This window comes from Micromonospora sp. CA-111912, from assembly GCF_050948415.1.
GTDB lineage: Bacteria > Actinomycetota > Actinomycetes > Mycobacteriales > Micromonosporaceae > Micromonospora.
In genome coordinates this window covers 3,862,416-3,883,363 of record NZ_CP192007.1, presented here as the reverse complement: position 1 = coordinate 3,883,363, position 20,948 = coordinate 3,862,416, and the positions used below count along the sequence as shown (strand labels likewise).

Genomic DNA, 20,948 nt, shown 5'->3' with positions numbered 1-20,948 from the left:
GAGCCGCCGGTCCGCGTCGCGGAACTGGCGGCGGTGGAGTGGGCCGAACCCCAGCTCCCCGAGGTCCGGCCCACTCCGTGATCGACGTGACGGGGGTGGGGCGGCCGGTCCGGCCGCCCCACCGCCGGGTCACCGCAGGTAGGCGCCGTTCTCGCCGATCTTCCCGGGCGCCGGGTTGCCCGGCAGGTCGAGCACGTACACCCGCAGGTTGCCCTTGCCGGTGACGGCCGCGGTCAGCGTCCCGTTGGTCACCGTCTTCACGTCGCCGGTGACCGCGTCGACGTACCGGCCGTTCGGAACCCCGGCGAACGTCGCGCTGCCGGAGACCGTCACCAGCGCGAAGCTGTCCACCGCGCCGGCGGTGAACCGGCGCTTGTACGCCATCGACCCGCTGATCCCCTCGGTCGAGTACTGCCCCTTCTGCAGGGCGGGCACCGCCCGGCGGATCTGGTTGAGCCGCTGCACGTGCTTGGCCAGCGGCTGGCTGAGCGTGGTGGCCACCGGCCCGGTGGCGGAGCTGACCTTGCCGAAGTCCGACGCGGTGACCGTGCCCTGAACGTGGTCGCCGTAGTAGGCCCGGCCGGTGGTGGCGAGGGGGCAGGTCGGCCCGCAGTCGATCTTCGCGCCCTTCTGGAACTCGATCTCCGAGCCGTAGTAGAGCGTCGGGATGCCCCGGAACGTCCACATCAGGCTCATGTTCTCCGCCCAGGCGTCGGTGCCCCCGGTGTACCGGGTGTTCGACTTGTTCGGCCCGTAGTCGTGGCTGTCGACGTAGACGACGTTGTAGGTGGCGTCGTTGTAGCTGTCGTCGGAGTCCTTGCCGTTGCCGTACGCGTTGTTGGCGTCGCCGAAGTTCATGTGCATCCGCATGTCGATGACGTTCATGCCGGACGCCTTCGAGTGGTCCGGGGCGTGGTAGGTGTTCCCGCGCAGGAACGCGTTGTCGGTGGTGGGCTGGCCGCCCGGGCCGGAGAGCTGCTCGTAGTCGAACTGTTCGATCGCGGCCCTGACGTCGTCAGGGCTGTACTCCTTGCGCTCCTTCCAGGTGAAGAACTGCGCCGAGTGGTTGACCGAGCCCCGGTTCCACTTGTCGTTGACGAACGCGGCGACCTCGCCGAAGACGTAGAAGTCCTTGCCCTTCTCGCCGTGCTTGGCCAGGGCGTGCTGCTGGATGGCCGGCAGGAAGCGACGGTTCCAGGTGACCCGGGGAATGTGCACGGCCGTGTCGATCCGGAAGCCGTCCACCCCCATGTCGATGTACCGGTTGTACGCGTCGATCAGGTACTGCTGCACGGTGGCGTTCTCGGTGTTGAAGTCGGCCAGGTCCTCGTGCAGCCAGCAGCTCCGGGCGTCCTCGCCCTCCCAGTTGCCGATCCAGCACTGGTGGTACAGGTCGGCCGGGAACAGCTTGTTGGTCGGTGCCGGCCACTGGCACTCGTAGAGCTTGAAGCCCTCCGGGCTGGTCCCGTTAGGGGTGCCCCAGCGCGGGCACTGGTTGCCGGCCGGCGCGGCCGTCGACCACACGTCCCCGTTGTACGCGCGGCCCTTGGCCAGGGCGTTCTGCGCCGGGGTCAGCTCCGGATCGGCGCCTGCGTGCTCCACCATCGGGTCGTACCCGCGGCCCGGCTCCTGCTTGCTGTACATCCACTTCCACTGCTCGTCGCGGACGCCGTACACCGTCGGGGTGAACAGGCCCTTGGCGCCCCAGCGGGAGCTGTGGTTGTAGACCACGTCCTGGAAGATCTTGATGCCCTTGCCGTGCGCGGTGTTGATCAGGTCCTGGTAGCTCGCGCCGGGGCTCTCCAGGCGCGGGTCCACGCGGTAGAAGTCCCAGCCGTGGTAGCCGTGGAAGTCGTAGTCGGACCGGTTCAGCACCACCGGGGTGATCCACAGGGCGGAGAAGCCGAGCCCCTTGATGTAGTCCAACTTGTCGATCAGGCCCTTGAAGTCGCCCCGGAACATCGGGTCGTTGTTGGCCGCGTTGCCGGACCTCACGTGCTGGCTGCCGCCCCGGTTGTTGGCGTTGTCACCGTCGGCGAACCGGGCGGTCATCACGAAGTAGATGCTGTCCTCGCGGGGGTCGCCGCCGAGCGGGCTGCCGGCCGTCGCCGGGGGCGGGGCGTCGCCGGTGGTCGCCGCCGCCCGGTCGCTGGCCGATGAGGTGTTGCCGGCCGCGTCGTACGCCCGCACGGTGTACTCGTAGCGGGTGTTCGCGGTCAGGGATCCGTCGAGATGGCTGGTGGTGGCGGTGGTCATCGTGACCGTGCCCTCCGGCCCGCCGGTGCGGGTGAGCCGGTACCCGGTGACCGCGCGGTCGTCGGTGGACGCCGCCCAGGACACCGCCACCCGCACCCCGTTCGCGGTGGCGCCCAGCCCGGTCGGGGTGGTGGGCGCGGTGGTGTCCGGCGTCTCCGGCACGCACGGCGCGGTCGCCCCGGCGGTCACCACGCCGCCCTTGACCGTGGTCACCCCGGCCCCGATGGGGTAGTCCGCGCCGTTGTTGTTGTCCCAGTTCCCGGCACCGTTGTTGAACGCCGCCTTCATCGTCGCGGCGCTGCCGAGGTCGACCGCCCGGCGGGCCCAGCCGGCGCAGCCGGCCTCCATCGGCACGCCGGGCACGGCGGTCCAGGCCCCGCCGGCGGGCTGGTAGTGGATGTTCGCGGTGGTCCAGCCCCGGGTGGCGACGTGGTACCAGACGTCGGCCGTCCGGCCGGTCGACGGGGTGGGGGAGGGGGTGGGCGAGGGCGGGGTGCCGGCGCAGGGATCGCCCGCGCCGACCACGCCGCCGGACACGGTCACCGCACCGGTGCCGAGGCGGTAGTTGCGACCGTTGTTGTTGTCCCAGGTGCCCGCGTTGTTGTTGAAGACCGCTTGCAGGCCGGTGGCGGACCCGGCGTCGACGGTCCGCTTGCGCCAGCCCGTGCAGGCCGGCTCCATCGGTAGGCCCGGCACGGCCGTCCACGCGCCGCCGTCGGGGGCGAAGTGGAGGTTCACGGTGCCGGTCCACGCGGCCGGGGGCTGGTAGTAGACGGTCACGGTGTTCGCGGCGGCGGCGATGCTGAGCGGGGCCAGCCCGACGACCAGACCGGCGGCCATCGCGGCCCCGATCATCCGTCGTCGTCGCCCGGTGCTGCTGCCCATCGGGGCTCCTCGGGGGTGAGATGTCGGCGCTGGGCCGGCGGGGGGACGGACCCTTGCATGACAGCCCTCGGTTCGGGGGTGGGCTGTCCGATCCGGACAGTGACCTGACGTATGGCGTCAAGAAGGACCGGATCTTTCTGCAAGGTCTTGCAAGTGTCGAGAAAGTTACCACCATCAACCTCCCGACACCAGATGTTCACAACAGGCGGGAAAACACCCTGCCTACCTCGCGAGCGTGACGGCTACGCCCCGCCGGACCCGGCGGTGCGACGGCTGCACAGCCGCAACGTGGCGTACGGGTGCTTCATGTTCGCCGTGGACCGGCCCGACTGACCTCGCCGTGGTGGACAACGGTCGATGGCTGATTTAGCGTTCAGGAATTATGCGTAGGACCTTCCTCGGCGCCGGCCTGGCCCTGCTGCTCGCCGTCACCGCCTGCTCCGGATCCGAGCCCACCGCCGCCGGGCCCACGCCGGGCGGCCTGTCGACCGGCACTCCTACCGCGTCCCGGCAGAGCGCGGCCGAGGCCGAGCAGACCCTGGCCAGCCTGCGCAAGGTCGACGACCTGCCGATGTGGGAGATGACCTTCGTCGGCGACTACGACCCCACCGTGGGCACCGACGCCGCGCCGCCCAGCCCGTTCGGCTGCTCGCTCTTCGCCGCGTGGGGCGACCGGAGCCGGCCGCTGTTCGCCCGCAACTTCGACTGGGAGGCCAACCCGGCCCTCGTACTGCGCACCGATCCGCCGGACGGGTACGCCACGGTTTCACTGGTCGACATGTCCTATCTCGGCGTCGGCGCCGACCCCACGGGGGACCGCCGGCTGCTCGACGCGCCCCTGCTGCCCTTCGACGGGATGAACGAGCGCGGGCTCGCCGTCGGGCTGGCCGCCGACGACGCCGCCACCGCCCGGCCCGAGGCGGGCAAGCCCACCGTCGGCTCAGTGCGCATCCTGCGGCTGGTGCTCGACCAGGCAGCCACCGTGGACGAGGCAGTCGCCGTGTTCGGCCGGCACAACCTCGACTTCGAGGGCGGGCCGCCGCTGCACTACCTGCTCGCCGACGCCACAGGGGCGTCGGCCGTGGTCGAGTTCGTCGACGGGGCGCTGCGGGTCGAGAAGGGGCGGGGGAGCTGGCAGGCGCTGACCAACGTGCCCGTTGTCGGCGTGGCCGAGGAGAAGCGGCGTACCGACCACCGCTACGGCGTGCTCGCCGCCGCGCTGGCCAAGGCCGGCGGGGTGGTCGACGACCGGGCGGCGCTGGAGCTGCTCAACGACGTCCGGCAGGGCCACACCCGCTGGTCGATCACGTACGGCCTGCGCACCGGCGAGGTCCACCTCCGCACCGCCACGGGCACGGACCGCACGTACCGCCTCCCGGTCACCCCGTAGATCCTGGAAGATCTCGGCCCCCGGAGGGGCCGTTTCCCTCCAGGGTCTGTCCTGGCGCGCAGCGGACAGGTGGGTGGCACGCCGGTGGGCCGGGTGCCGGGGGATGCGATCCCCGGCGCCCGGCCCACCGTCCCCCTCGTCAGCGCTCCTTGGGATCGAAGGTGTAGTCCACCCCGCCCACGTCGTACTTCTCACCGATCTCCTTGGCCGGGCCGACCTGGACGACCTGGAGCACGTACGGCTTCTGCAGGACCTGGTCCACCGAGAAGCTGAGCGACAGCACCGGCCGCTCGTTCGGGTTGATCAGCAGGTCCCTGATCTGCGCCTTGTACGGGTCGACGATCTGGATCGAGGTGTTGCCGACGACCCGGATGCCCTCACCCGGCGCACCCGCGGCCCGCCAGCGCTGGAACATCTCGGGGCCGAGGTCGGCGACGATCTTGGCACCCGGCACCGCCTCGCCCAGCGGCCGGAACGCGAGGTCGAACTTGGCCGGCACGTCCAGGGCGTTCGCCAGGGCGTACGGCCGGACCGAGACCGAGCCGGGGGTGGCCGCCGGGACGGTGTTGGCGTTCTTCCAGGCGATGTTGTTGTTGTACTGCGTGTTGATGGACGTCGCCGGGCCCTCGAACAGCATCGGGTCGGTCGGCGACTCCCAACGCAGCAGGAGGCAGAAGTGCCCGATGGAGGGCACGTTGTTCCAGGCGATCGACGTCGTGGTGACCCCGGAGGCGGCAACCACCAGCGGCTTCGCGCCGATCTGCGTCCAGTGGAGCGGCCAGTTCGCGGCGCCGCCGGAGGTGGTGTAGTACGCCTTCAGCGTTCCGCTGCTGATTCCGGAACCGTAGGGACCGTGGTTGTTCAGCTTCACGAAAATGTAGCTCGTCGAGCCGACGACCGGATTCGTCGACGATAGGCACTCCACCGCGGTGGGGCAGATCTTGATGTTCGGGCTGTTGAAGAACGACGAATAGATGGCGCCGTGCGGCTCGAAGCCGGTGTCGCTCGCGATGTCCTTGATGTAGACGTCGGTGCGGGCGTTGGCGGACATGCCGCTGCCCGAGTCGACGGCGGCCGCAGCGGTACCGCCCACGGAGAAGGCCATGAGGGCGGTCAGGACGGCGCCGAACAGCAGTCGCGCCACGCGCGGACGTGGACGTGTGCGTGCGATTGTCATACTGATTCCCTTTCGACGGGGCGGTGGGGGGTCCGAGTGCTTTTGGTATCCCGGTAACCCGGCTCGATTACTGTAGGGCAATGGCCGCGAACAATGAAACACTCAAGAGTGTCGATTGCTCAAGGGGTGTCCATGTTTGCCGGGGAGGTGGTAATTCCCGGATGCGGCGGAAGATGAATCAAATAGTCACGCGCGATTGTGTATCAACGGCGGCCCGCGAAGCTCCTGTACGCCTGCCCGTTCGCGTCCCACCCGGCGGGCCCACCGGGAGCCGGGTGCGCCCCGCCTCCCGGAGCCGGCCGGCCACGCCCGGACCACACGCCGGCCCGTACGCTGGGTGACCGTGAAGCGGATCCTGTTCGGCCGGCCGCTGCGCAGCGTGGCCTTCGACGTGGCGGTCTCCGGCTTCGTGGTGCTGTTCGGCCTCGCCGGCGCGGTCAACCAGCCCGGCGAATGGTGGGCCACCGGCGTCGGCGCGGCGATGGCCGTGGCGCTGCTGTTCCGGCGAACCCACCCGTCGGCGGTGGCGGCGGCCATCGCCGTGCTCGCCCTGGTTCAGGTGGTCGCCGGCTGGGGACCGCTGGCCTTCGACATCGCCGTGCTGATCGCCCTGTACAGCGTCGTGAAGTACGCCGAGCGGCTGCGCGACGGCATCGTCGCCGGGATCGTCGCCGCCGTCGGGGTGGTGCTGGGCGCGTTCCAGATGCAGGGCACGGCCGCCTGGTGGGCCACGGCGATCTGGTTCGCCCTGGTCACCGGCGCGGTCTGGCTGATGGGCCTCAACGTGCGTACCCGGCGGCTCTACGTGCTCAGCCTGGAGGAGCGGGCCACCACCCTGGAGCGCGAGCGGGAGGCCGAGTCGCGGGCGGCGGTGGCTGAGGAGCGCACCCGGATCGCCCGGGAACTGCACGACGTGGTGGCGCACAGCATGGCCGTGATGATCGTGCAGGCCGACGGGGCGCGGTACATGTTCGACCGGGACCCGGAGACCGCCCGGGAGGCGGTGAAGGTGGTCGCCGACACTGGCCGGCAGGCGCTGGAGGAGATGCGCCGCCTGGTGGGCGTACTGCGGGAGCCGAGCGTGCCCGACCCGGCGGCCGGAACGGACGGCGCGGGGCCCCCGGGACTGTCGGCGGAACCGGTGCACCGGCGACCGGCGCTGGTGGGGCTGCCCGACCTGCTGGACCGGTTCCGCGCCGCCGGGCTGCGCATCGACTGGACGGTCACCGGCGAGCCCCCGGCGCTGCCGCCCGGCCTGGAGCTGACCGTGTACCGGGTGGTGCAGGAGGCGCTGACCAACGCCCTCAAGCACGCCGGGGTCGGCGCGACGGTCGCGCTGGGCATGGACCACTCGCCCGACGCCGTCGTGGTCCGGGCCGCCGACGACGGTCGCGGTCGGCCGGTGGTCCGGCCCGCGCCCTCCGGCGGCCACGGCCTGGTCGGCATGCGCGAACGGGTGACGGTGTACGACGGCAGCCTCACCGCCGGTCCCAGGCTGGCCGGGGGGTGGCAGGTCGAGGTGCGGCTGCCGCTACCGTCGAGCACCGGGACGGAGGTGGCGGCATGACGATCCGCGTGGTGATCGTGGACGACCAGGCGCTGGTGCGGGCGGGATTCCGGATGGTGCTGGACTCCCAGTCGGACCTGACCGTGGTCGGTGAGGCGATCGACGGCGCGGACGCGCTGCGGGTGCTCGACCGGATCGAGGCCGACGTGGTGGTGATGGACATCCGGATGCCGACCATGGACGGCGTGGAGGCCACCCGGCGGATCTGCGCCGGCCGCCCCGGGAGCACCCCCCGGGTGCTGGTCCTGACGACCTTCGACACCGAGTCCGACGCGTTCGCCGCGCTCCAGGCCGGGGCGAGCGGGTTCCTGCTGAAGAGCGTCCCCCCGGAGGAACTGCTGGCCGCGATCCGGGTGGTGGCCGAGGGCGACTCGGTGGTCGCCCCGCCGATCACCCGCCGGCTGCTGGAACGGTTCGCCGGCCAGCTCGGCCCCGGCCCCACCGGGAACCCCCGGCTGACCCAGCTCACCGAGCGGGAGCGGGAGATCCTGCTGCTGGTGGCGCAGGGCCTGTCCAACGCCGAGATCGCCGCCCGGGTGCACGTCGCCGAGGCGACCGTGAAGACCCACGTCGGGCGGATCCTGGCCAAGCTCCAGCTCCGCGACCGGGTCCAGGCAGTGGTGCTGGCGTACGAGAGCGGCCTGGTCACCCCCGGAGGCTGACGGCGGGTACGACCCAGGTCGTACGCCGCCGTACCGAACGGCGCACCCCTGGGCGCACCGAGGTCGAGCGCGCGGGTGGACGCGGGGCGGCCGGTGCCGCCCATAGCGTCGGAGACGTCCCAGCCGCCGTCTTCACGGGGAGCACCACGTGTCCGTCCCACCTCCCGCGTTCGCCGCCTCCGGCGTCGCGGTCACCGCCCGGGGCCTGCGCAAGGAGTACGGCGCCGGTCAGGCGCGGGTCGTCGCCCTCGACGGCGTCGACGTCGACTTCGCCGCCGGCCGGTTCACCGCCATCATGGGCCCGTCCGGCTCCGGCAAGTCCACCCTGATGCACTGTCTCGCGGGCCTCGACCGGCCCAGCGCCGGCACGGTACGCATCGGCGACGCCGACACCGCACGGCTCGACGACAAGCGGCTGACCCTGCTGCGCCGGGACCGGGTCGGCTTCGTCTTCCAGAAGTTCAACCTGCTGCCCGCGCTGACGGCCGAGGAGAACATCGTGCTGCCGCTGGCCATCGCCGGCCGCCGCCCCGACCCCGGCTGGCTGCGCCAGGTGGTTGCCGCCGTCGGGCTGACCGACCGGCTGCGGCACCGGCCCGCCGAGCTCTCCGGCGGCCAGCAGCAACGGGTCGCCGTCGCCCGCGCCCTGATCACCAAGCCGTGGGTGATCTTCGCCGACGAGCCGACCGGCAACCTCGACTCCCGCTCCGGCGCGGAGGTGCTGCGGCTGCTCCGCGAGGCCGTCGACACCCTCGGCCAGACCGTGGTGATGGTGACCCATGACCCGGTCGCCGCGGGCCACGCCGACCGGGTGGTGTTCCTCGCCGACGGCCGGCTGGTCCGCGAGCTGACCACGCCGACCGCCGAGGCGGTCCTCGACGCCCTCGCCCGCCTCGACCCGGCCCCGGCCGGCGCGGCGGGGGGCCCTCGATGATCCGGCTGACCCTGCGCATGATGCGCGCCGACGCCCTGCGGCTGATGCTCTCCTCGCTGGCCGTGGTGCTCGGCGTCGCCTTCGTCGCCGGCACCCTGATCTTCACCGACGGGATGAGGCAGGGCGCGTACGACCGGGCCGGCACCTTCGACCGGCACACCGACCTCGCCGTGTACGCCGAGCGGACCCCGATCCCGCCCGCCCTGGTCGAGAAGGTACGCGCGGTCGACGGGGTGCGTGCCGCCGACGGGGAACTGACCGGCACCGCCGGGGTGGTCGGCTCCGACGGCCGGCCCGTCCTCGGCTTCGCCGTCCTCGCCGCGATCCCCACCGACCCGGCCCTCCAGTCGTACGACGTGGTGGCCGGGCGGCTCCCGCAGCGCCCCGGCGAGCTGGTCCTCGACGCGCCGACGGTGGCCGAGGAGGGATTCACCCTCGGGTCGCCGGTGAGCGTGGGCGGTAGCGGGGGAGCGGCCCGCCCGTACACCCTGGTCGGCACGGTCGACGTGGCCGGCACCTCCCGGGACGTCGGCGGGCCGTTCATCGGCCTGGCCGGGCCCGACGCCCTCGTCGTCGCCGCGGAGAAGGGCTACGGGCGGATCATGGTGGCCGCCGAGCCCGGCGTGCCGGCGGCGGAGCTGGCCGACCGGCTGGCGGCGGTGACCGGTGCCGGCGTGACCGTGCAGGACCGGCAGGAGATCCTCGACGCCGCCGTCGATGACGCCGTACGCGACCTGGAGCAGTTCAACCTGTTCCTGCTCACCTTCGCCGGGGTCGCCGTGGTGGTGGCCGGATTCGTCATCGCCAACACCTTCGCCATCGTGCTCGCCCAGCGCACCCGGCGCACCGCCCTGCTACGGCTGGTCGGGGCGACCCGGGGGCAGGTGTTCCGGTCGATGCTGCTGGAGGCGGCGGTGACCGGGCTGGCCGCCTCCGCGCTCGGGGCGGCCGCCGGGACCGGCCTCGCCGTCGGGATGAACGCGCTGCTGTCCGCGTTCGACGTGCCCGTCTCCGGCGGGCTCGCCGTCACCGCGTCGACCGTGCTGACCTGCCTGCTGCTGGGCACCGCCCTCACCGTCGGGGCCGCCGCCGTGCCGGCCTGGCGGGGCACCCGGATCGCGCCGGTGGCCGCGCTCACCGACGCGGCGGTGCAGCCCACCCGCCGGGCCGGCCGGGTCCGGCTGGCCGTCGGCGCGCTGGTCTTCGGCTCGGGGGTGGCCGCGCTGGTGGCGGCGGGGGCCGGCGGCCAGGTGCCGCTGGTCGCGGCGGGCGGGGTGCTCACCTTTTTCGGCATCGTGCTGTTCGGCCCGGTGCTGGTGCCGGCGCTGGTGCGGGTGCTCGGCTGGCCGGCACGCCGGCTGTTCGGGGCGACCGCCGGGCTGGCCGTGGCGAACGCGGTGCGCAACCCGCGCCGGATCGCCGCCACCGCCACCGCCCTGGTCATCGGCATCGGACTGGTGTCCGCGTTCGTGGTCGGGGCGCGCAGCGTCAAGACCGGCATCGAGCGGGCCGTGGACCAGCAGATCGGGGTGGACTTCCTGGTCACCGGCATCGGCGGGGGCCTGCCGCCGAACCTCGCTGGCGAGCTGGCCGCCCGCGCCGAGCTGGGCGTCGTGCACGAGCAGCGCGGCCGGGTCAGCGGCGGGATCGAGCTGCGGGCCGCCCACCCGGCGCTGGTCGGGCGCACCCTGACCGCTGTGGACGCCGGCGACGCGGGCCGGCTCGGGCCGGGCCGGGTGCTGGTGCACCGGGAGCTGGCCCGGGCGAAGGGCTGGGCGGTCGGCGACACCGTCACCCTCGCCGGGCGGCCGTTCGAGGTCGCCGCCGTCGTCGCCGCCGATGGCCCGTTGTTGGCCGGCAGTCCGGTCCCGGCCGGGCACGTGGTCGACGTGGTCGACGCCGACTTCACCCACCTCTTCCCGGCCGAGCGCGGCTACCTCGTCGAGGTCGACCCGGCCGCCGGGGTGCCCGCCGAGCGGGCCCGGGAGGCCGTCGAGTCGGTGGTGACCCGCTACCCGACGGTGAACCTGATGGACCAGGCGGCGTACAAGAAGATGCTCACCGGCACGGTCGACATGCTGCTGGCGTTCGTCACCGCGCTGCTCGGCCTGGCCGTGGTGATCGCGCTGGTCGGGGTCGCCAACACGCTGAGCCTGTCGGTGGTGGAGCGGACCCGGGAGAACGCGGTGCTGCGCGCGGTCGGGCTGACCCGGGGCCGGATGCGCGCCATGCTCGCCGTGGAGGCGGTGCTGATGGCGCTGGTCGGCGCGGTGCTCGGGGTGGGCCTCGGCATCGGGGTCAGCGCCGGGGCGATGGCCGTGGTCGCCCGCCTGGGCGGCGACTTCACGCTGGTCATGCCGTGGGGGCAGCTCGGGCTGATCCTCGCGGTGGCGGTGCTCGCCGCGCTCGCCGCGTCCGTCCTCCCGGCCCGCCGGGCACTGGCCCGACCGGTCGTGGAGTCCCTCGGCGCCGAGTGACGACGCGGGGTCCCCGCCCACGGGTGGGGACCCCGCACGTTCCCTTGTTCAGAGCCGCTCGACGGCCGGGCCGTGGCACCGGTTGCGGGTGTCGAAGACGTACCGGGCGTGCCGCACCACCAGGTCGTAGTCGAGGCAGTCGTGGTCGGTCACCACGACCACCGCGTCGGCCTGCCGGACCTCGTGTTCGGTCAGCCCGACGACGGTCACCCCGGCGGGCACGTGGTGCGGCTCGGCGTACGGCTCGACGGCGCGCACGTCCGCGCCGAGGGCCTGCAGGCGGCGGGCCACGTCGACGGCGGGGGAGTCCCGCATGTCCCCCGTGTTCGGCTTGTACGCCAGCCCGAGCAGCAGCAGCCGCGCTCCGTTGACCGCGCGGCCGACCCGGTTCAGCCCGCCCATGATCCGCTGGGCGACGTGCTCGGGCATCTCGTGGTTGACGTCGTTGGCCAGCTCGATGAACCGGAACTGACGCCCCAGCCGCCGTTTGACCTGCCAGGACAGGTAGCACGGGTCGATCGGCAGACAGTGCCCGCCGACCCCCGGCCCGGGGCGGAACGGCATGAACCCGAACGGTTTGGTCTCGGCCGCCTCGATCGCCTGCCAGACGTCGATGTCGAGGTGGTGGCTGAGCATCGTCAGCTCGTTGATCAGCGCGATGTTGACCTGGCGGAAGGTGTTCTCGATCAGTTTGGTCAGCTCGGCGACCCGGGTGGAGTCCACCGGCACGGTCCGCTCGACCAGCCGGCGGTAGAACGCGTCGACCCGGTCGCGGGCCTCCGCGTCCACCCCGGAGACCACCTTCGGGGTGTTCTCCAGCTTCCAGGTGGGGTTGCCGGGGTCGATCCGCTCGGGGCTGTAGCCGAGGTGGAAGTCGCCGGGGCTGGTCAGCCCGCTGGCCGACTCCAGCAGCGGCCGGAGCAGCTCCTCGGTGGTGCCCGGGTAGGTGGTCGACTCCAGGACGACCACGCAGCCCGGCCGCACGTACGGGCCGATGCCCACCCCGGCCTGCTCGACGAAGCTCAGGTCGGGAACGCCGTCGCGCAGCGGGGTGGGCACGGTGATCACGCAGACGTCGAAGCCCTCGGCCTCGGTGTACTCCGTGCTCGGCCGGTACCGGCCACTGCCCAGCGCCCGGCCGAGCCGGTCGGTCGGGATGTCCTCGACGAAGGACTCGCCGGAGGCGAGCCGCTTGACCCGGTCGGCGTCGACGTCGAGACCGACGACGTCCATTCCCGCCTCGACCGCCCGTACGGCCAGCGGCAGGCCGACGTATCCCTGGCCAATGACGACCAACTTCTCAGCGCTCACCCGTGCTCCCGCAGACGACGGAACATGCATCCTCGTCAGCGTAAGTGAGTATCTGCGTTTAAAGTCCGATTTGGGGATGACGGGGCCGGTGGGAAAGCCGCGACCCGGCCGGATTGGTCATCCGGACCGGGGTCGGCCGGTGCGTGGGGTCAGCCGTTCAGGACGGGCGGGTCGGCCGGCGTGCTCGCCGTGGTGGGCGGCGGGTCGGCCGGGGTGCTCGCCGTGGTGGGCGGCGGGTCGGCCGGGGTGCTCGCCGTGGTGGGCGGCGGGTCGACCGGCGCGCTCGCCGTCGGCGTGCTGGACGGCTTCGGCGTGGCCGACCCGCTCGGCTTCGGGGTCGCCGTCGGGCTGGCCGGGGCCGAGGGGCGGCGGCCCGGTCGGTCGGTCGGACCCTCGTCGACCGCGGCCTCCTCGGTGGCGGCCGAGTTGTCGCCCTGTGTCGGGACGGCCGCCGAGGCGGTCGGCTGGTACTTCGTCGCGGGGGCGTCATCGCCCCGCGTCGCGCCCAGGGCCGCGGTGAGCCCGGCCACCGCCACCAGCACCGCCGCGAGCGCGCCGAGCAGGGTGCCGCGCCGCCCGCCGCGCCGGGCAAAGGAGGGGGCGGGCCGCCGCACCGGCGGCAGGTCGTCGCGGGTGGTACCGCTGGCGCCCGGGGCGGCGCCACCGCCGGCGGCCCCGCGCAGCGGGACCGGCACGGTGCTGGTCGGCGCCGAGCCGTCCGCGACGGTGGCCCGCGCCGCCTCGGCCATCGCCGCGCCGGTGGCGAACCGCTCTGCCGGATCCTTCGCCAGGGCCCGACCCACCAGCTGCCGCACCGACGCCGGGATCTCCTGCGGCAGCTCCGGCGGCTCGTCGTCCAGGTGTCGGACGGCGACCTGCAACGGGTTGTCCCCCGTGAAGGGCGGCCCGCCGGTCAGGCAGCAGTACGCCACGGCGCCGAGCGCGTAGATGTCGGTGGCACCGGAGACCGGCCGTCCGGCTGCCTGCTCGGGGGCCATGTAGAGCGCGGTGCCCGGCACCGCGTCGGCGCTGGTGATGCTCGTGACGTTGGTCGACCGGGCCACCCCGAAGTCGACCAGCACGACGGTGCCGTCTTCCTGCACCAGCAGGTTGCTCGGCTTGACGTCGCGGTGCACGATGCCGCCGAGGTGCGCCGCGTGCAGCGCCTGCGCCGCCTGGGCGACGATCGACATGGTCTCGGCGACGTCGAGCTGCCCGGCCGCCTCGATCCGTCGGGACAACGGCTGGCCCTCGACGAACTCCATGACCAGGTAGTCGGCCCGCCCGCCGTCGGGCAGGTCGTCCTCGCCGCAGTCGTAGACCTGCACGATGCCCGGGTGTCGCAGGGCGGCCATGATCCGCGCCTCGGTCCGGAACCGGGCGATGAAGTCGGGGTCGGAGACCAGCGCCGGAAGCAGGACCTTCACCGCGACCTGGCGGCCGAGGATCTGGTCCGTGGCCCGCCAGACGTCACCCATGCCGCCGGTGGCGACACGGTCGTCCAGGCGGTACCGACCGCTGAGTACGACTCCCGAAGACAACACGGCACTACCGTACCCAGAGCCGGCGCGGAGCACTTCTCGTGATCTGGCCCATTCGGTCGGGCCCCGCGTGGCGAGGGGGTGGCGGGGGGATTCCCGGGTCGGATATCCTGTGACCTTTTCGCGACAGTCGGTCACGGTGTTGGTCGAGTGGGTTGGTCAAGCGGGTCGTGGCCTGCATCAACCGGGGCCCCGCGCCACTCGCGGGTAGGGTCATGCGTCGGCTGACCCCGACGTGTTACATCGACACGCCGGGCAGGCGGGTTGATAATTCTCACTCTTTTTTCGGCGGTCGGTGGCTTGTCCACCCGACCCTCCACTCCTAGCGTTAGCCCGGCTCGGGCCCGCCCGGCGGCGTTGGCACGACGCGTCCGTCGGCGGATGTGCCGCCTGCCGCGCCCGGACGTGCCGTCCGCGCCGTGCCGGCGTCGGGCGTGATCTGGTCAGCGGGGGGCTGATGGTGCGGGATGAGGTCCGGCCGCCGGGCCGGGTCGGCGTCGCGTGCGACGCGGTCGGCGTACGCCGGTCTTCGGGGACCGGGCAGCGGGGACGGCGGAGCCATGGCCGGTGAGCTGAACGAGGCGGTCGTCGCGGCGCGGGCCGGTGACGAGGACGCCTTCCGGTTCCTCTACCGCAGCCTCCAGCCCGGCCTGCTGCGCTACCTGACCGCACTGGTCGGGGCCGAGGCGGAGGACGTCGCCTCCGAGACGTGGTTGCAGATCTCCCGCGACCTGTCGACCTTCACCAGCGGGGAGTTCCGCGCCTGGACCGTCACCATCGCCCGGAACCGGGCCATGGACCATCTGCGCCGCCAGCGCCGGCGGCCCTCGATGCCGGTGCCGGTGCAGACGCTCAGCGACCTGGCCGGCGACGCCGACACGGCCGAGCGGGCCGGCGAGACGCTCGGCACCGAGGCCGCGCTGGCGCTGATCGCCACCCTGCCGCCTCGGGAGGCCGAGGCGGTGCTGCTGCGTGCGGTCGTCGGCCTGGACGCCGAGACCGCCGCCCGGGTGCTGGGCCGCCGGGCCGGCGCGGTGCGCACGGCCGCCCATCGCGGTCTGCGCCGGCTCGCCACACTCGTGCAACGTCACGATCCGCTCCCGACCGCGGTGTCGTCCGTCATCCCGCCCCTTCCCCGAACGGATCGGTCGGCCCCGGACGCGCCGCGCGTCGAGCCGGCGGACGGTGACGTGAGGGGACACCGATGAGCTTCCGTCAGCCAGACCGCCTCGGGCGGCACCCCGCCGACCGGTCCGAGTCCGACCGGCTCCTCGACGCGGCCCGCGCCGACCGGGAGGACGCCGCCGGCCCCGGCCGTCCCGCCGGGGATCCGCTGGCCCGGCTGCTCGCCGCCGCGGCCGGACCGACCCGCCCCGGCGAACTGGCCGGGGAGGAGGCGGCGCTGGCGGCCTTCCGGGCCGCCCGGGTGGCCCCGGCATCGGCCCCGGCGCGGACGCCCCGCCGGTTCACCGTCGGCGTGGTCGCCTGGATCGGCGCGCTGGCAGCCACCGCCACCGCTGGCGTCGCCGTCGCGGCGGCCACCCTGGACCAGGCGGAGGAACCGGCGCCCCCGCCGGCGCCGTCCACCGCGTCGGCCAGCCCCGCCGACCCGGATGCCAGCGGCCCCACCGCGCCCCGCCCCACCGGATCCGGCCCCGGTGGGTCCCCGTCCCCCGTCCCTGCCCCGACCGCCACGCCGTCCGGTGCCGGCCCGTCCGGCGCCGGCCCGTCCGGCCCGGCCCAGCCCGGGACGCCGAGCGCCGACACCCGCAGCCCCGACCCGGGCCACTCGGGCACCGTCGCCCAACTACCGGGGCTGTGCCGGGCGTACCTGGCCAAGTCGGCGGCCCAGCGGGAACGGGCGCTGGAGAAGCCCGGCTTCGCGCCCCTGGTCGCCGCCGCCGGCGGTGCCGCCGAGGTGGAGAGCTACTGCCAGGACCTGCTGGCCGGGGCGGATTCTGGGCGGGCCCCCACCGGCCGCCCCTCCCACCCCGGCCGGCCGGCCCGGAACGCGGCGGAGGCGGCCGGCGGCGAGCTCCCGGACGCGGCGAATCTCCCGTCCTGACCTGGGCCGACGGCCACCTCGCGCCCCGACCGGGACGACCGGCAACGAAACATCTGTTACGGCAAGACGAGCGGATTTCGTCTGCTAGACAGAGGATGAGTGCACCGCGGACGCCCGGACCGGTCACGGTCACGAAACGGCCGTCACCGGTGTGGTCGTCAGTCAACAGCTGGTCCTCAGCCAACCAGCGCGGGGAGGAATCGTCTCGTGGTGACATCGCCGGACCTGGACCGGAACACCCGCTTGCTGGACGCGGCCGACGCCGCCCGGCACATCGCCCGGATCTGCTTCAAGACCGGCCCACCCACCCACACCGGCGTCGAACTGGAATGGACCGTGCACGACGCCGCGGACCCCGCCCTCCCCGTCGACCGGGAACGGCTGCTGGCGGCGCTGGGGCGACACAGCCCCGTCACCATCGACGACTCCAGCCCAGCCGAACCGCTCCGGCACGGCAGCGCCGTGACCGTCGAGCCCGGTGGCCAGCTCGAGATATCCACCCCGCCGCGACCCTCGGTCGCCGCGCTGATCGAGGCCACCGACGCCGACATCGCCCAGGTCACCGGCCTGCTCCGGGTCGCCGGCCTCGCCCTCGGCCGCACCGGCATCGACCCCTTCCGGACACCGCGCCCGGTCGTCGACACCCCGCGCTACCGCGCCATGCGCTGCGTGTTCGACCGAGGCGGGACGGCCGGCCGGACCATGATGTACAGCACCGCCGGCCTCCAGGTCTGCCTCGACGCGGGCGAACCGGACCAGGTGGCGGCCCGTTGGGCGGCGGCGCACGCGGTCGGCCCGCCGCTGCTCGCCGCGTTCGCCACGGCCGGGCGGCACGCCGGGCGGCGCACCGGCTGGGCGTCCGCCCGGATGGCGGCCTGGCTGGCCATCGACCCCGCCCGCACCCGGCCGGTCTGGTCCCCGGCCCGGCCCGACGCCGACCCGGTGGCGGCCTGGACGACGTACGCGCTGGCCGCGCCGCTGCTGTGCCTGCGCGACGACGCCGCGGACTGGACCCCGCCGGCGGGGGTGACCTTCGGCGACTGGCTCGCCGGCGCGCTGCCCCGCCCGCCCACCACGGACGACCTGGACTACCACCTGAGCACCCTGTTCCCGGTGGTCCGGCCCCGCGGGTACCTGGAGATCCGCTACCTGGACGCCCAACCGGGGCCGGACTGGCGGCTCCCGCTGGCCGTGCTGGCCGCGCTCTTCGCCGACCCCGGGACGGTGGCCCGCGCCGCGAGCGTCGCCGCCGCGGTGGCCGACCGGTGGGACGTCGCGGCCCGGCACGGGCTGGCCGACCCCCCGCTGGCGTGCGCCGTCGCCGGCCTGCTCGACCTGGCGCTGGCGGCCCTGCCCCAGCTCGACCTGCCGGCCCCGCTGCACGACGAGACCGCCCACGCACTACGGGGGCGACTGACCGCCACGGAGAGGGGAACGCGGTGACGACCATCCACGAACTCGGCACGGAGCGGCTGCGCGACCGGATCGCCGCCGAGTTGGAGCGCACCCGGACGCGGACGGCCCTGCTCACCGAGGCCGTCGACGACGCCGACCTGATGCGCCAGCACTCGCCGATCATGTCCCCGCTGGTGTGGGACCTCGCCCACGTCGGCAACCAGGAGGAACTCTGGCTGGTCCGGGACGTCGGCGGGCGCGAGCCCGTCCGGCGGGACATCGACGACCTGTACGACGCGTTCAAGCAGCCCCGCAGGGACCGCCCGACGCTGCCGCTGTTGCCGCCCGCCGAGGCCCGCGCCTACCTCGCCACCGTCCGGGACAAGGTGCACGACCTGCTCGACCGGGTGCCGTTCACCGACCGTCCGCTGGTCGCCGACGGGTTCGCCTTCGGCATGATCGTCCAGCACGAGCAGCAGCACGACGAGACCATGCTCGCCACCCACCAGCTCCGCCTCGGCCCGCCTGCGCTGCACGCCCCGCCCCCGCCGGAGCCGAGCGCCCGGGTCGCCGACGAGGTCCTCGTCCCGGCCGGCGAGTTCACCATGGGCACCTCCACCGACCCGTGGGCGCTGGACAACGAGCGCCCCGCGCACACCGTCCACCTGCCCGCGTACGTCATCGACGCCGCCCCGGTCAGCAACGGCCGGTACGCCGAGTTCATGGCCGACGGCGGCTACGACGACCCGCGCTGGTGGAGCGAGGCCGGCTGGCGGCACCGCACCGAGGCCGGGCTGACCGCGCCGATGCACTGGCGGCGCGACGGCGGCGGGTGGGCGTACCAGCGGTTCGGCCGGTGGTCCCCGGTGCGGGCCGACGAGCCGGTGGTGCACATCTGCTGGCATGAGGCGCAGGCGTACGCCGCGTGGGCCGACAGGCGGCTGCCCACCGAGGCCGAGTGGGAGAAGGCCGCCCGCTGGGACCCGGCCACCGGCCGGTCCCGCCGCTACCCGTGGGGCGACGAGGACCCGACCGCCGAGCACGCCAACCTCGGGCAGCGGCACCTGTGGCCGGCGCCGGTGGGCGCGTACCCGGCCGGCGCGTCGCCGCTGGGGGTGCACCAGCTCGTCGGCGACGTCTGGGAGTGGACCGCCAGCACCTTCCGGGGGCACCCCGGCTTCACCGCGTTCCCCTACCGGGAGTACTCGGAGGTGTTCTTCGGCGAGGACCACCGGGTGCTGCGCGGCGGGTCGTTCGGCACCGACCGGGCCGCCTGCCGGGGGACGTTCCGCAACTGGGACTACCCGATCCGGCGGCAGATCTTCAGCGGCTTCCGCTGCGCCCGCGACGCCCGGCCGGAGGAAGCGCCCCGGTGATGCCGTACCCGGTGGCGACCGCGCCCCGGCGGACGTCCGGCGGGGGCGCGGGCCCGGCCGGCGGTGCCGCCTGATGTGCCGGCACCTGGCGTACGTCGGGCCGCCGGTGAGCCTGCGGGCCCTGCTGTACGACCCGCCGCACTCCCTGGTGCGACAGTCCTGGGCGCCCCGGGACATGCGCGGCGGCGGGACGGTCAACGCCGACGGCTTCGGCGTCGGCTGGTACCCGCCCGGCGGCGGCGAGCCGCTGCGCTACCGGCGGGGCACGCCGATCTGGGGCGACGTGACGCTGCCGGAGCTGGCTGCGGCCACCACCAGCGGCGCGGTGCTGGCCGCCGTCCGGTCGGCCACTGTCGGCATGCCGGTGGCCGAGACCGCCGTCGCCCCGTTCGCGGAGGGTCCGTGGCTGTTCAGCCACAACGGGGTGGTCCGCGGCTGGCCCGACGCGGTGACCGGGCTCGCCGGCCGGCTGCCCGTACGCGACCTGCTCACCCTCGACGCGCCGACCGACGCGGCGCTGCTCTGGGCCCTGGTGCGGCACCGGCTGCGCGCCGGGGACGACCCGGCGCGGGCGGTCGCCGACACGGTGACGCGGGTCGCGGCGGCGGCGCCCGGGTCCCGGCTCAACCTACTGCTCACCGACGGGCGGACCGTCGTGGCCAGCGTCGCCGGCCACGCGCTGTCGCTGCGGCGGACCCCGGGCGCGGTGCTGCTGGCCTCGGAACCGCACGACGACGAGCCCGGCTGGCAGGCGGTGCCGGACGGGCAGCTGGTGGTGGCCACGACCGCCGGGGCCCGGGTCGACGCCCTGTTCGGGGGCGGACCCGTCAACCGGCCGGCAGGTGGGGAAACGACACGAGTGACGGAGGGGGACACCTGATGAGCGTCGAACCGCTGGAGATCTACCTGGAGGAGCAGGACCTCGGTCGCGGGCTGCGGGAGGACGTGCGGACCGGGCTGACCGCGGCACCGAAGTGGCTGCCGCCCAAGTGGTTCTACGACGCCCGGGGCAGCGAGCTGTTCGAGGAGATCACCCGCCTGCCGGAGTACTACCCGACCCAGGCCGAGCGGTCCGTGCTGGCCGAGCGGGCGGGCGAGATCGCCGAGCTGACCGGGGCGAAGACGCTGATCGAGCTGGGCTCCGGCTCGTCGGAGAAGACCCGGCTGCTGCTGGACGCCTTCACCCGCCGTGGCGGGCTGGGCACGTTCGTGCCGCTGGACGTGTCGGTCAGCGCCCTGCGGCAGTCCACCGAGCAGATCGCCGCCGACTACCCCGGGCTGCGGGTACGCGGCATCGTCGGGGACTTCACCAGGCACCTCGATCGGCTGCCCGCCGGCGGACGCCGACTGGTGATCTTCCTCGGCGGCACCATCGGCAACCTGCTCCCCGCCGAGCGGGCCGGCTTCCTCGCCGCCATGCGCGCGGCCCTGGAGCCCGGCGACTGGCTGCTCCTCGGCACCGACCTGGTCAAGGACCCGGCGGTCATCGTCCCCGCGTACGACGACGCGGCCGGGGTGACCGCCGAGTTCAACCGCAACGTGCTGCGGGTGGTCAACCGGGAACTGGGTGCCGACTTCGATCCGGAGGCGTTCACCCACGTCGCGCTCTGGGACCCGGAGCGGGAGTGGATCGAGATGCGGCTGCGCGCCGAGCGTCCGCAGCGGGTCCGGGTGCTCGACCTGGACGTGGCGTTCGCGGCGGGGGAGGAGCTGCGCACCGAGGTGTCGGCGAAGTTCCGCCCGGAGGGGATCGCGGCGGAGCTGGCCGCCGCCGGCTTCACCGTCCACGAGTTCTGGACCGACGCCGACGGCCTGTTCGGCGTGACCCTGGCCCGCGCCGACTGAGCCGCTCCCGCCGGCCCGACGCGGGTGACGCGGCCAGCCCGACGCGGGTGACGCCGTCCACCCGCGT

Annotated in this window: 15 protein-coding genes; 11 read left to right on the top strand and 4 right to left on the bottom strand. The window is 74.0% G+C overall.

The window, feature by feature from the left end:
- Nucleotides 1–129: 129 nt before the first annotated feature.
- Complete coding sequence (locus ACQPZO_RS16045) at nucleotides 130–3,141, bottom strand: carbohydrate binding domain-containing protein (RefSeq protein ID WP_433341836.1); 3,012 nt, start codon at nucleotides 3,139–3,141, stop codon at nucleotides 130–132.
- Between the two features lie 382 nt (nucleotides 3,142–3,523).
- Between ACQPZO_RS16045 and ACQPZO_RS16040 the strand changes: the two genes are divergently transcribed.
- Nucleotides 3,524–4,531 carry a linear amide C-N hydrolase gene (locus ACQPZO_RS16040; RefSeq protein ID WP_433341835.1) on the top strand — a complete coding sequence of 336 codons (1,008 nt, stop codon included), beginning with the start codon at nucleotides 3,524–3,526 and terminating at the stop codon, nucleotides 4,529–4,531.
- Between the two features lie 139 nt (nucleotides 4,532–4,670).
- Here the strand turns inward: ACQPZO_RS16040 and ACQPZO_RS16035 are convergent, their stop codons facing one another.
- Nucleotides 4,671–5,675 carry a hypothetical protein gene (locus ACQPZO_RS16035; protein ID WP_433341833.1) on the bottom strand — a complete coding sequence of 335 codons (1,005 nt, stop codon included), beginning with the start codon at nucleotides 5,673–5,675 and terminating at the stop codon, nucleotides 4,671–4,673.
- A gap of 370 nt (nucleotides 5,676–6,045) precedes the next feature.
- On the opposite strand from ACQPZO_RS16035, the gene ACQPZO_RS16030 reads away from it, so the two are divergent.
- The 4 genes from ACQPZO_RS16030 to ACQPZO_RS16015 all read left to right on the top strand — a co-directional run bounded on the left by ACQPZO_RS16030 (nucleotide 6,046) and on the right by ACQPZO_RS16015 (nucleotide 11,348).
- Entirely contained in the window at nucleotides 6,046–7,275 is a 1,230-nt protein-coding gene (locus tag ACQPZO_RS16030) for a sensor histidine kinase (protein ID WP_433341831.1), read from the top strand.
- Nucleotides 7,272–7,937 (top strand): response regulator, encoded by a 666-nt coding sequence (locus ACQPZO_RS16025; RefSeq protein WP_433341830.1) that lies wholly within the window; start codon nucleotides 7,272–7,274, stop codon nucleotides 7,935–7,937. Before ACQPZO_RS16030 ends, ACQPZO_RS16025 begins: the two co-directional genes overlap by 4 nt.
- 205 nt (nucleotides 7,938–8,142) lie before the next feature.
- Entirely contained in the window at nucleotides 8,143–8,871 is a 729-nt protein-coding gene (locus ACQPZO_RS16020) for an ABC transporter ATP-binding protein (protein ID WP_433351027.1), read from the top strand.
- Nucleotides 8,868–11,348, top strand: coding sequence for an ABC transporter permease (locus tag ACQPZO_RS16015; RefSeq protein WP_433341829.1), 2,481 nt, complete (start codon nucleotides 8,868–8,870; stop codon nucleotides 11,346–11,348). Before ACQPZO_RS16020 ends, ACQPZO_RS16015 begins: the two co-directional genes overlap by 4 nt.
- Nucleotides 11,349–11,396: 48 nt before the next feature.
- Here ACQPZO_RS16015 and ACQPZO_RS16010 read toward each other — a convergent pair whose 3' ends face one another.
- Together ACQPZO_RS16010 and ACQPZO_RS16005 are read right to left on the bottom strand one after the other, a co-directional pair.
- On the bottom strand, nucleotides 11,397–12,659 hold the full coding sequence (locus ACQPZO_RS16010; protein WP_433341827.1) for a nucleotide sugar dehydrogenase: 1,263 nt from the start codon (nucleotides 12,657–12,659) through the stop codon (nucleotides 11,397–11,399).
- 149 nt (nucleotides 12,660–12,808) lie between these two features.
- Nucleotides 12,809–14,203 carry a protein kinase domain-containing protein gene (locus ACQPZO_RS16005; protein WP_433341826.1) on the bottom strand — a complete coding sequence of 465 codons (1,395 nt, stop codon included), beginning with the start codon at nucleotides 14,201–14,203 and terminating at the stop codon, nucleotides 12,809–12,811.
- A gap of 557 nt (nucleotides 14,204–14,760) precedes the next feature.
- Between ACQPZO_RS16005 and ACQPZO_RS16000 the strand changes: the two genes are divergently transcribed.
- The 6 genes from ACQPZO_RS16000 (at nucleotide 14,761) to egtD (ending at nucleotide 20,881) form a co-directional block, all read left to right on the top strand.
- A complete protein-coding gene (locus ACQPZO_RS16000; protein ID WP_433341825.1) occupies nucleotides 14,761–15,408 on the top strand; it encodes an RNA polymerase sigma factor in 648 nt (215 codons plus the stop codon).
- Nucleotides 15,405–16,265 (top strand): hypothetical protein, encoded by an 861-nt coding sequence (locus tag ACQPZO_RS15995; protein ID WP_433341824.1) that lies wholly within the window; start codon nucleotides 15,405–15,407, stop codon nucleotides 16,263–16,265. The genes ACQPZO_RS16000 and ACQPZO_RS15995 overlap by 4 nt, the downstream gene beginning before the upstream one ends.
- 207 nt (nucleotides 16,266–16,472) lie before the next feature.
- Nucleotides 16,473–17,708 (top strand): ergothioneine biosynthesis glutamate--cysteine ligase EgtA, encoded by a 1,236-nt coding sequence (gene egtA / locus ACQPZO_RS15990; protein ID WP_433341823.1) that lies wholly within the window; start codon nucleotides 16,473–16,475, stop codon nucleotides 17,706–17,708.
- Entirely contained in the window at nucleotides 17,705–19,036 is a 1,332-nt protein-coding gene (gene egtB, locus ACQPZO_RS15985; RefSeq protein ID WP_433341822.1) for an ergothioneine biosynthesis protein EgtB, read from the top strand. Before egtA ends, egtB begins: the two co-directional genes overlap by 4 nt.
- 73 nt (nucleotides 19,037–19,109) lie before the next feature.
- Nucleotides 19,110–19,916 (top strand): ergothioneine biosynthesis protein EgtC, encoded by an 807-nt coding sequence (gene egtC / locus ACQPZO_RS15980; RefSeq protein WP_433341821.1) that lies wholly within the window; start codon nucleotides 19,110–19,112, stop codon nucleotides 19,914–19,916.
- A complete protein-coding gene (gene egtD, locus ACQPZO_RS15975; protein WP_433341820.1) occupies nucleotides 19,916–20,881 on the top strand; it encodes an L-histidine N(alpha)-methyltransferase in 966 nt (321 codons plus the stop codon). The genes egtC and egtD overlap by 1 nt, the downstream gene beginning before the upstream one ends.
- Nucleotides 20,882–20,948 lie beyond the last annotated feature (67 nt).

What these genes read in the sequence shown, in the direction of transcription:
- ACQPZO_RS16045 (WP_433341836.1), bottom strand. Translation starts at nt 3,141, where the DNA reads ATGGGCAGCAGCACCGGGCGACGACGACGGATGATCGGGGCCGCGATG.
- ACQPZO_RS16040 (WP_433341835.1), top strand. Translation starts at nt 3,524, where the DNA reads ATGCGTAGGACCTTCCTCGGCGCCGGCCTGGCCCTGCTGCTCGCCGTC.
- ACQPZO_RS16025 (WP_433341830.1), top strand. Translation starts at nt 7,272, where the DNA reads ATGACGATCCGCGTGGTGATCGTGGACGACCAGGCGCTGGTGCGGGCG.
- ACQPZO_RS16015 (WP_433341829.1), top strand. Translation starts at nt 8,868, where the DNA reads ATGATCCGGCTGACCCTGCGCATGATGCGCGCCGACGCCCTGCGGCTG.
- ACQPZO_RS16000 (WP_433341825.1), top strand. Translation starts at nt 14,761, where the DNA reads ATGGCCGGTGAGCTGAACGAGGCGGTCGTCGCGGCGCGGGCCGGTGAC.
- ACQPZO_RS15995 (WP_433341824.1), top strand. Translation starts at nt 15,405, where the DNA reads ATGAGCTTCCGTCAGCCAGACCGCCTCGGGCGGCACCCCGCCGACCGG.
- egtC (WP_433341821.1), top strand. Translation starts at nt 19,110, where the DNA reads ATGTGCCGGCACCTGGCGTACGTCGGGCCGCCGGTGAGCCTGCGGGCC.
- egtD (WP_433341820.1), top strand. Translation starts at nt 19,916, where the DNA reads ATGAGCGTCGAACCGCTGGAGATCTACCTGGAGGAGCAGGACCTCGGT.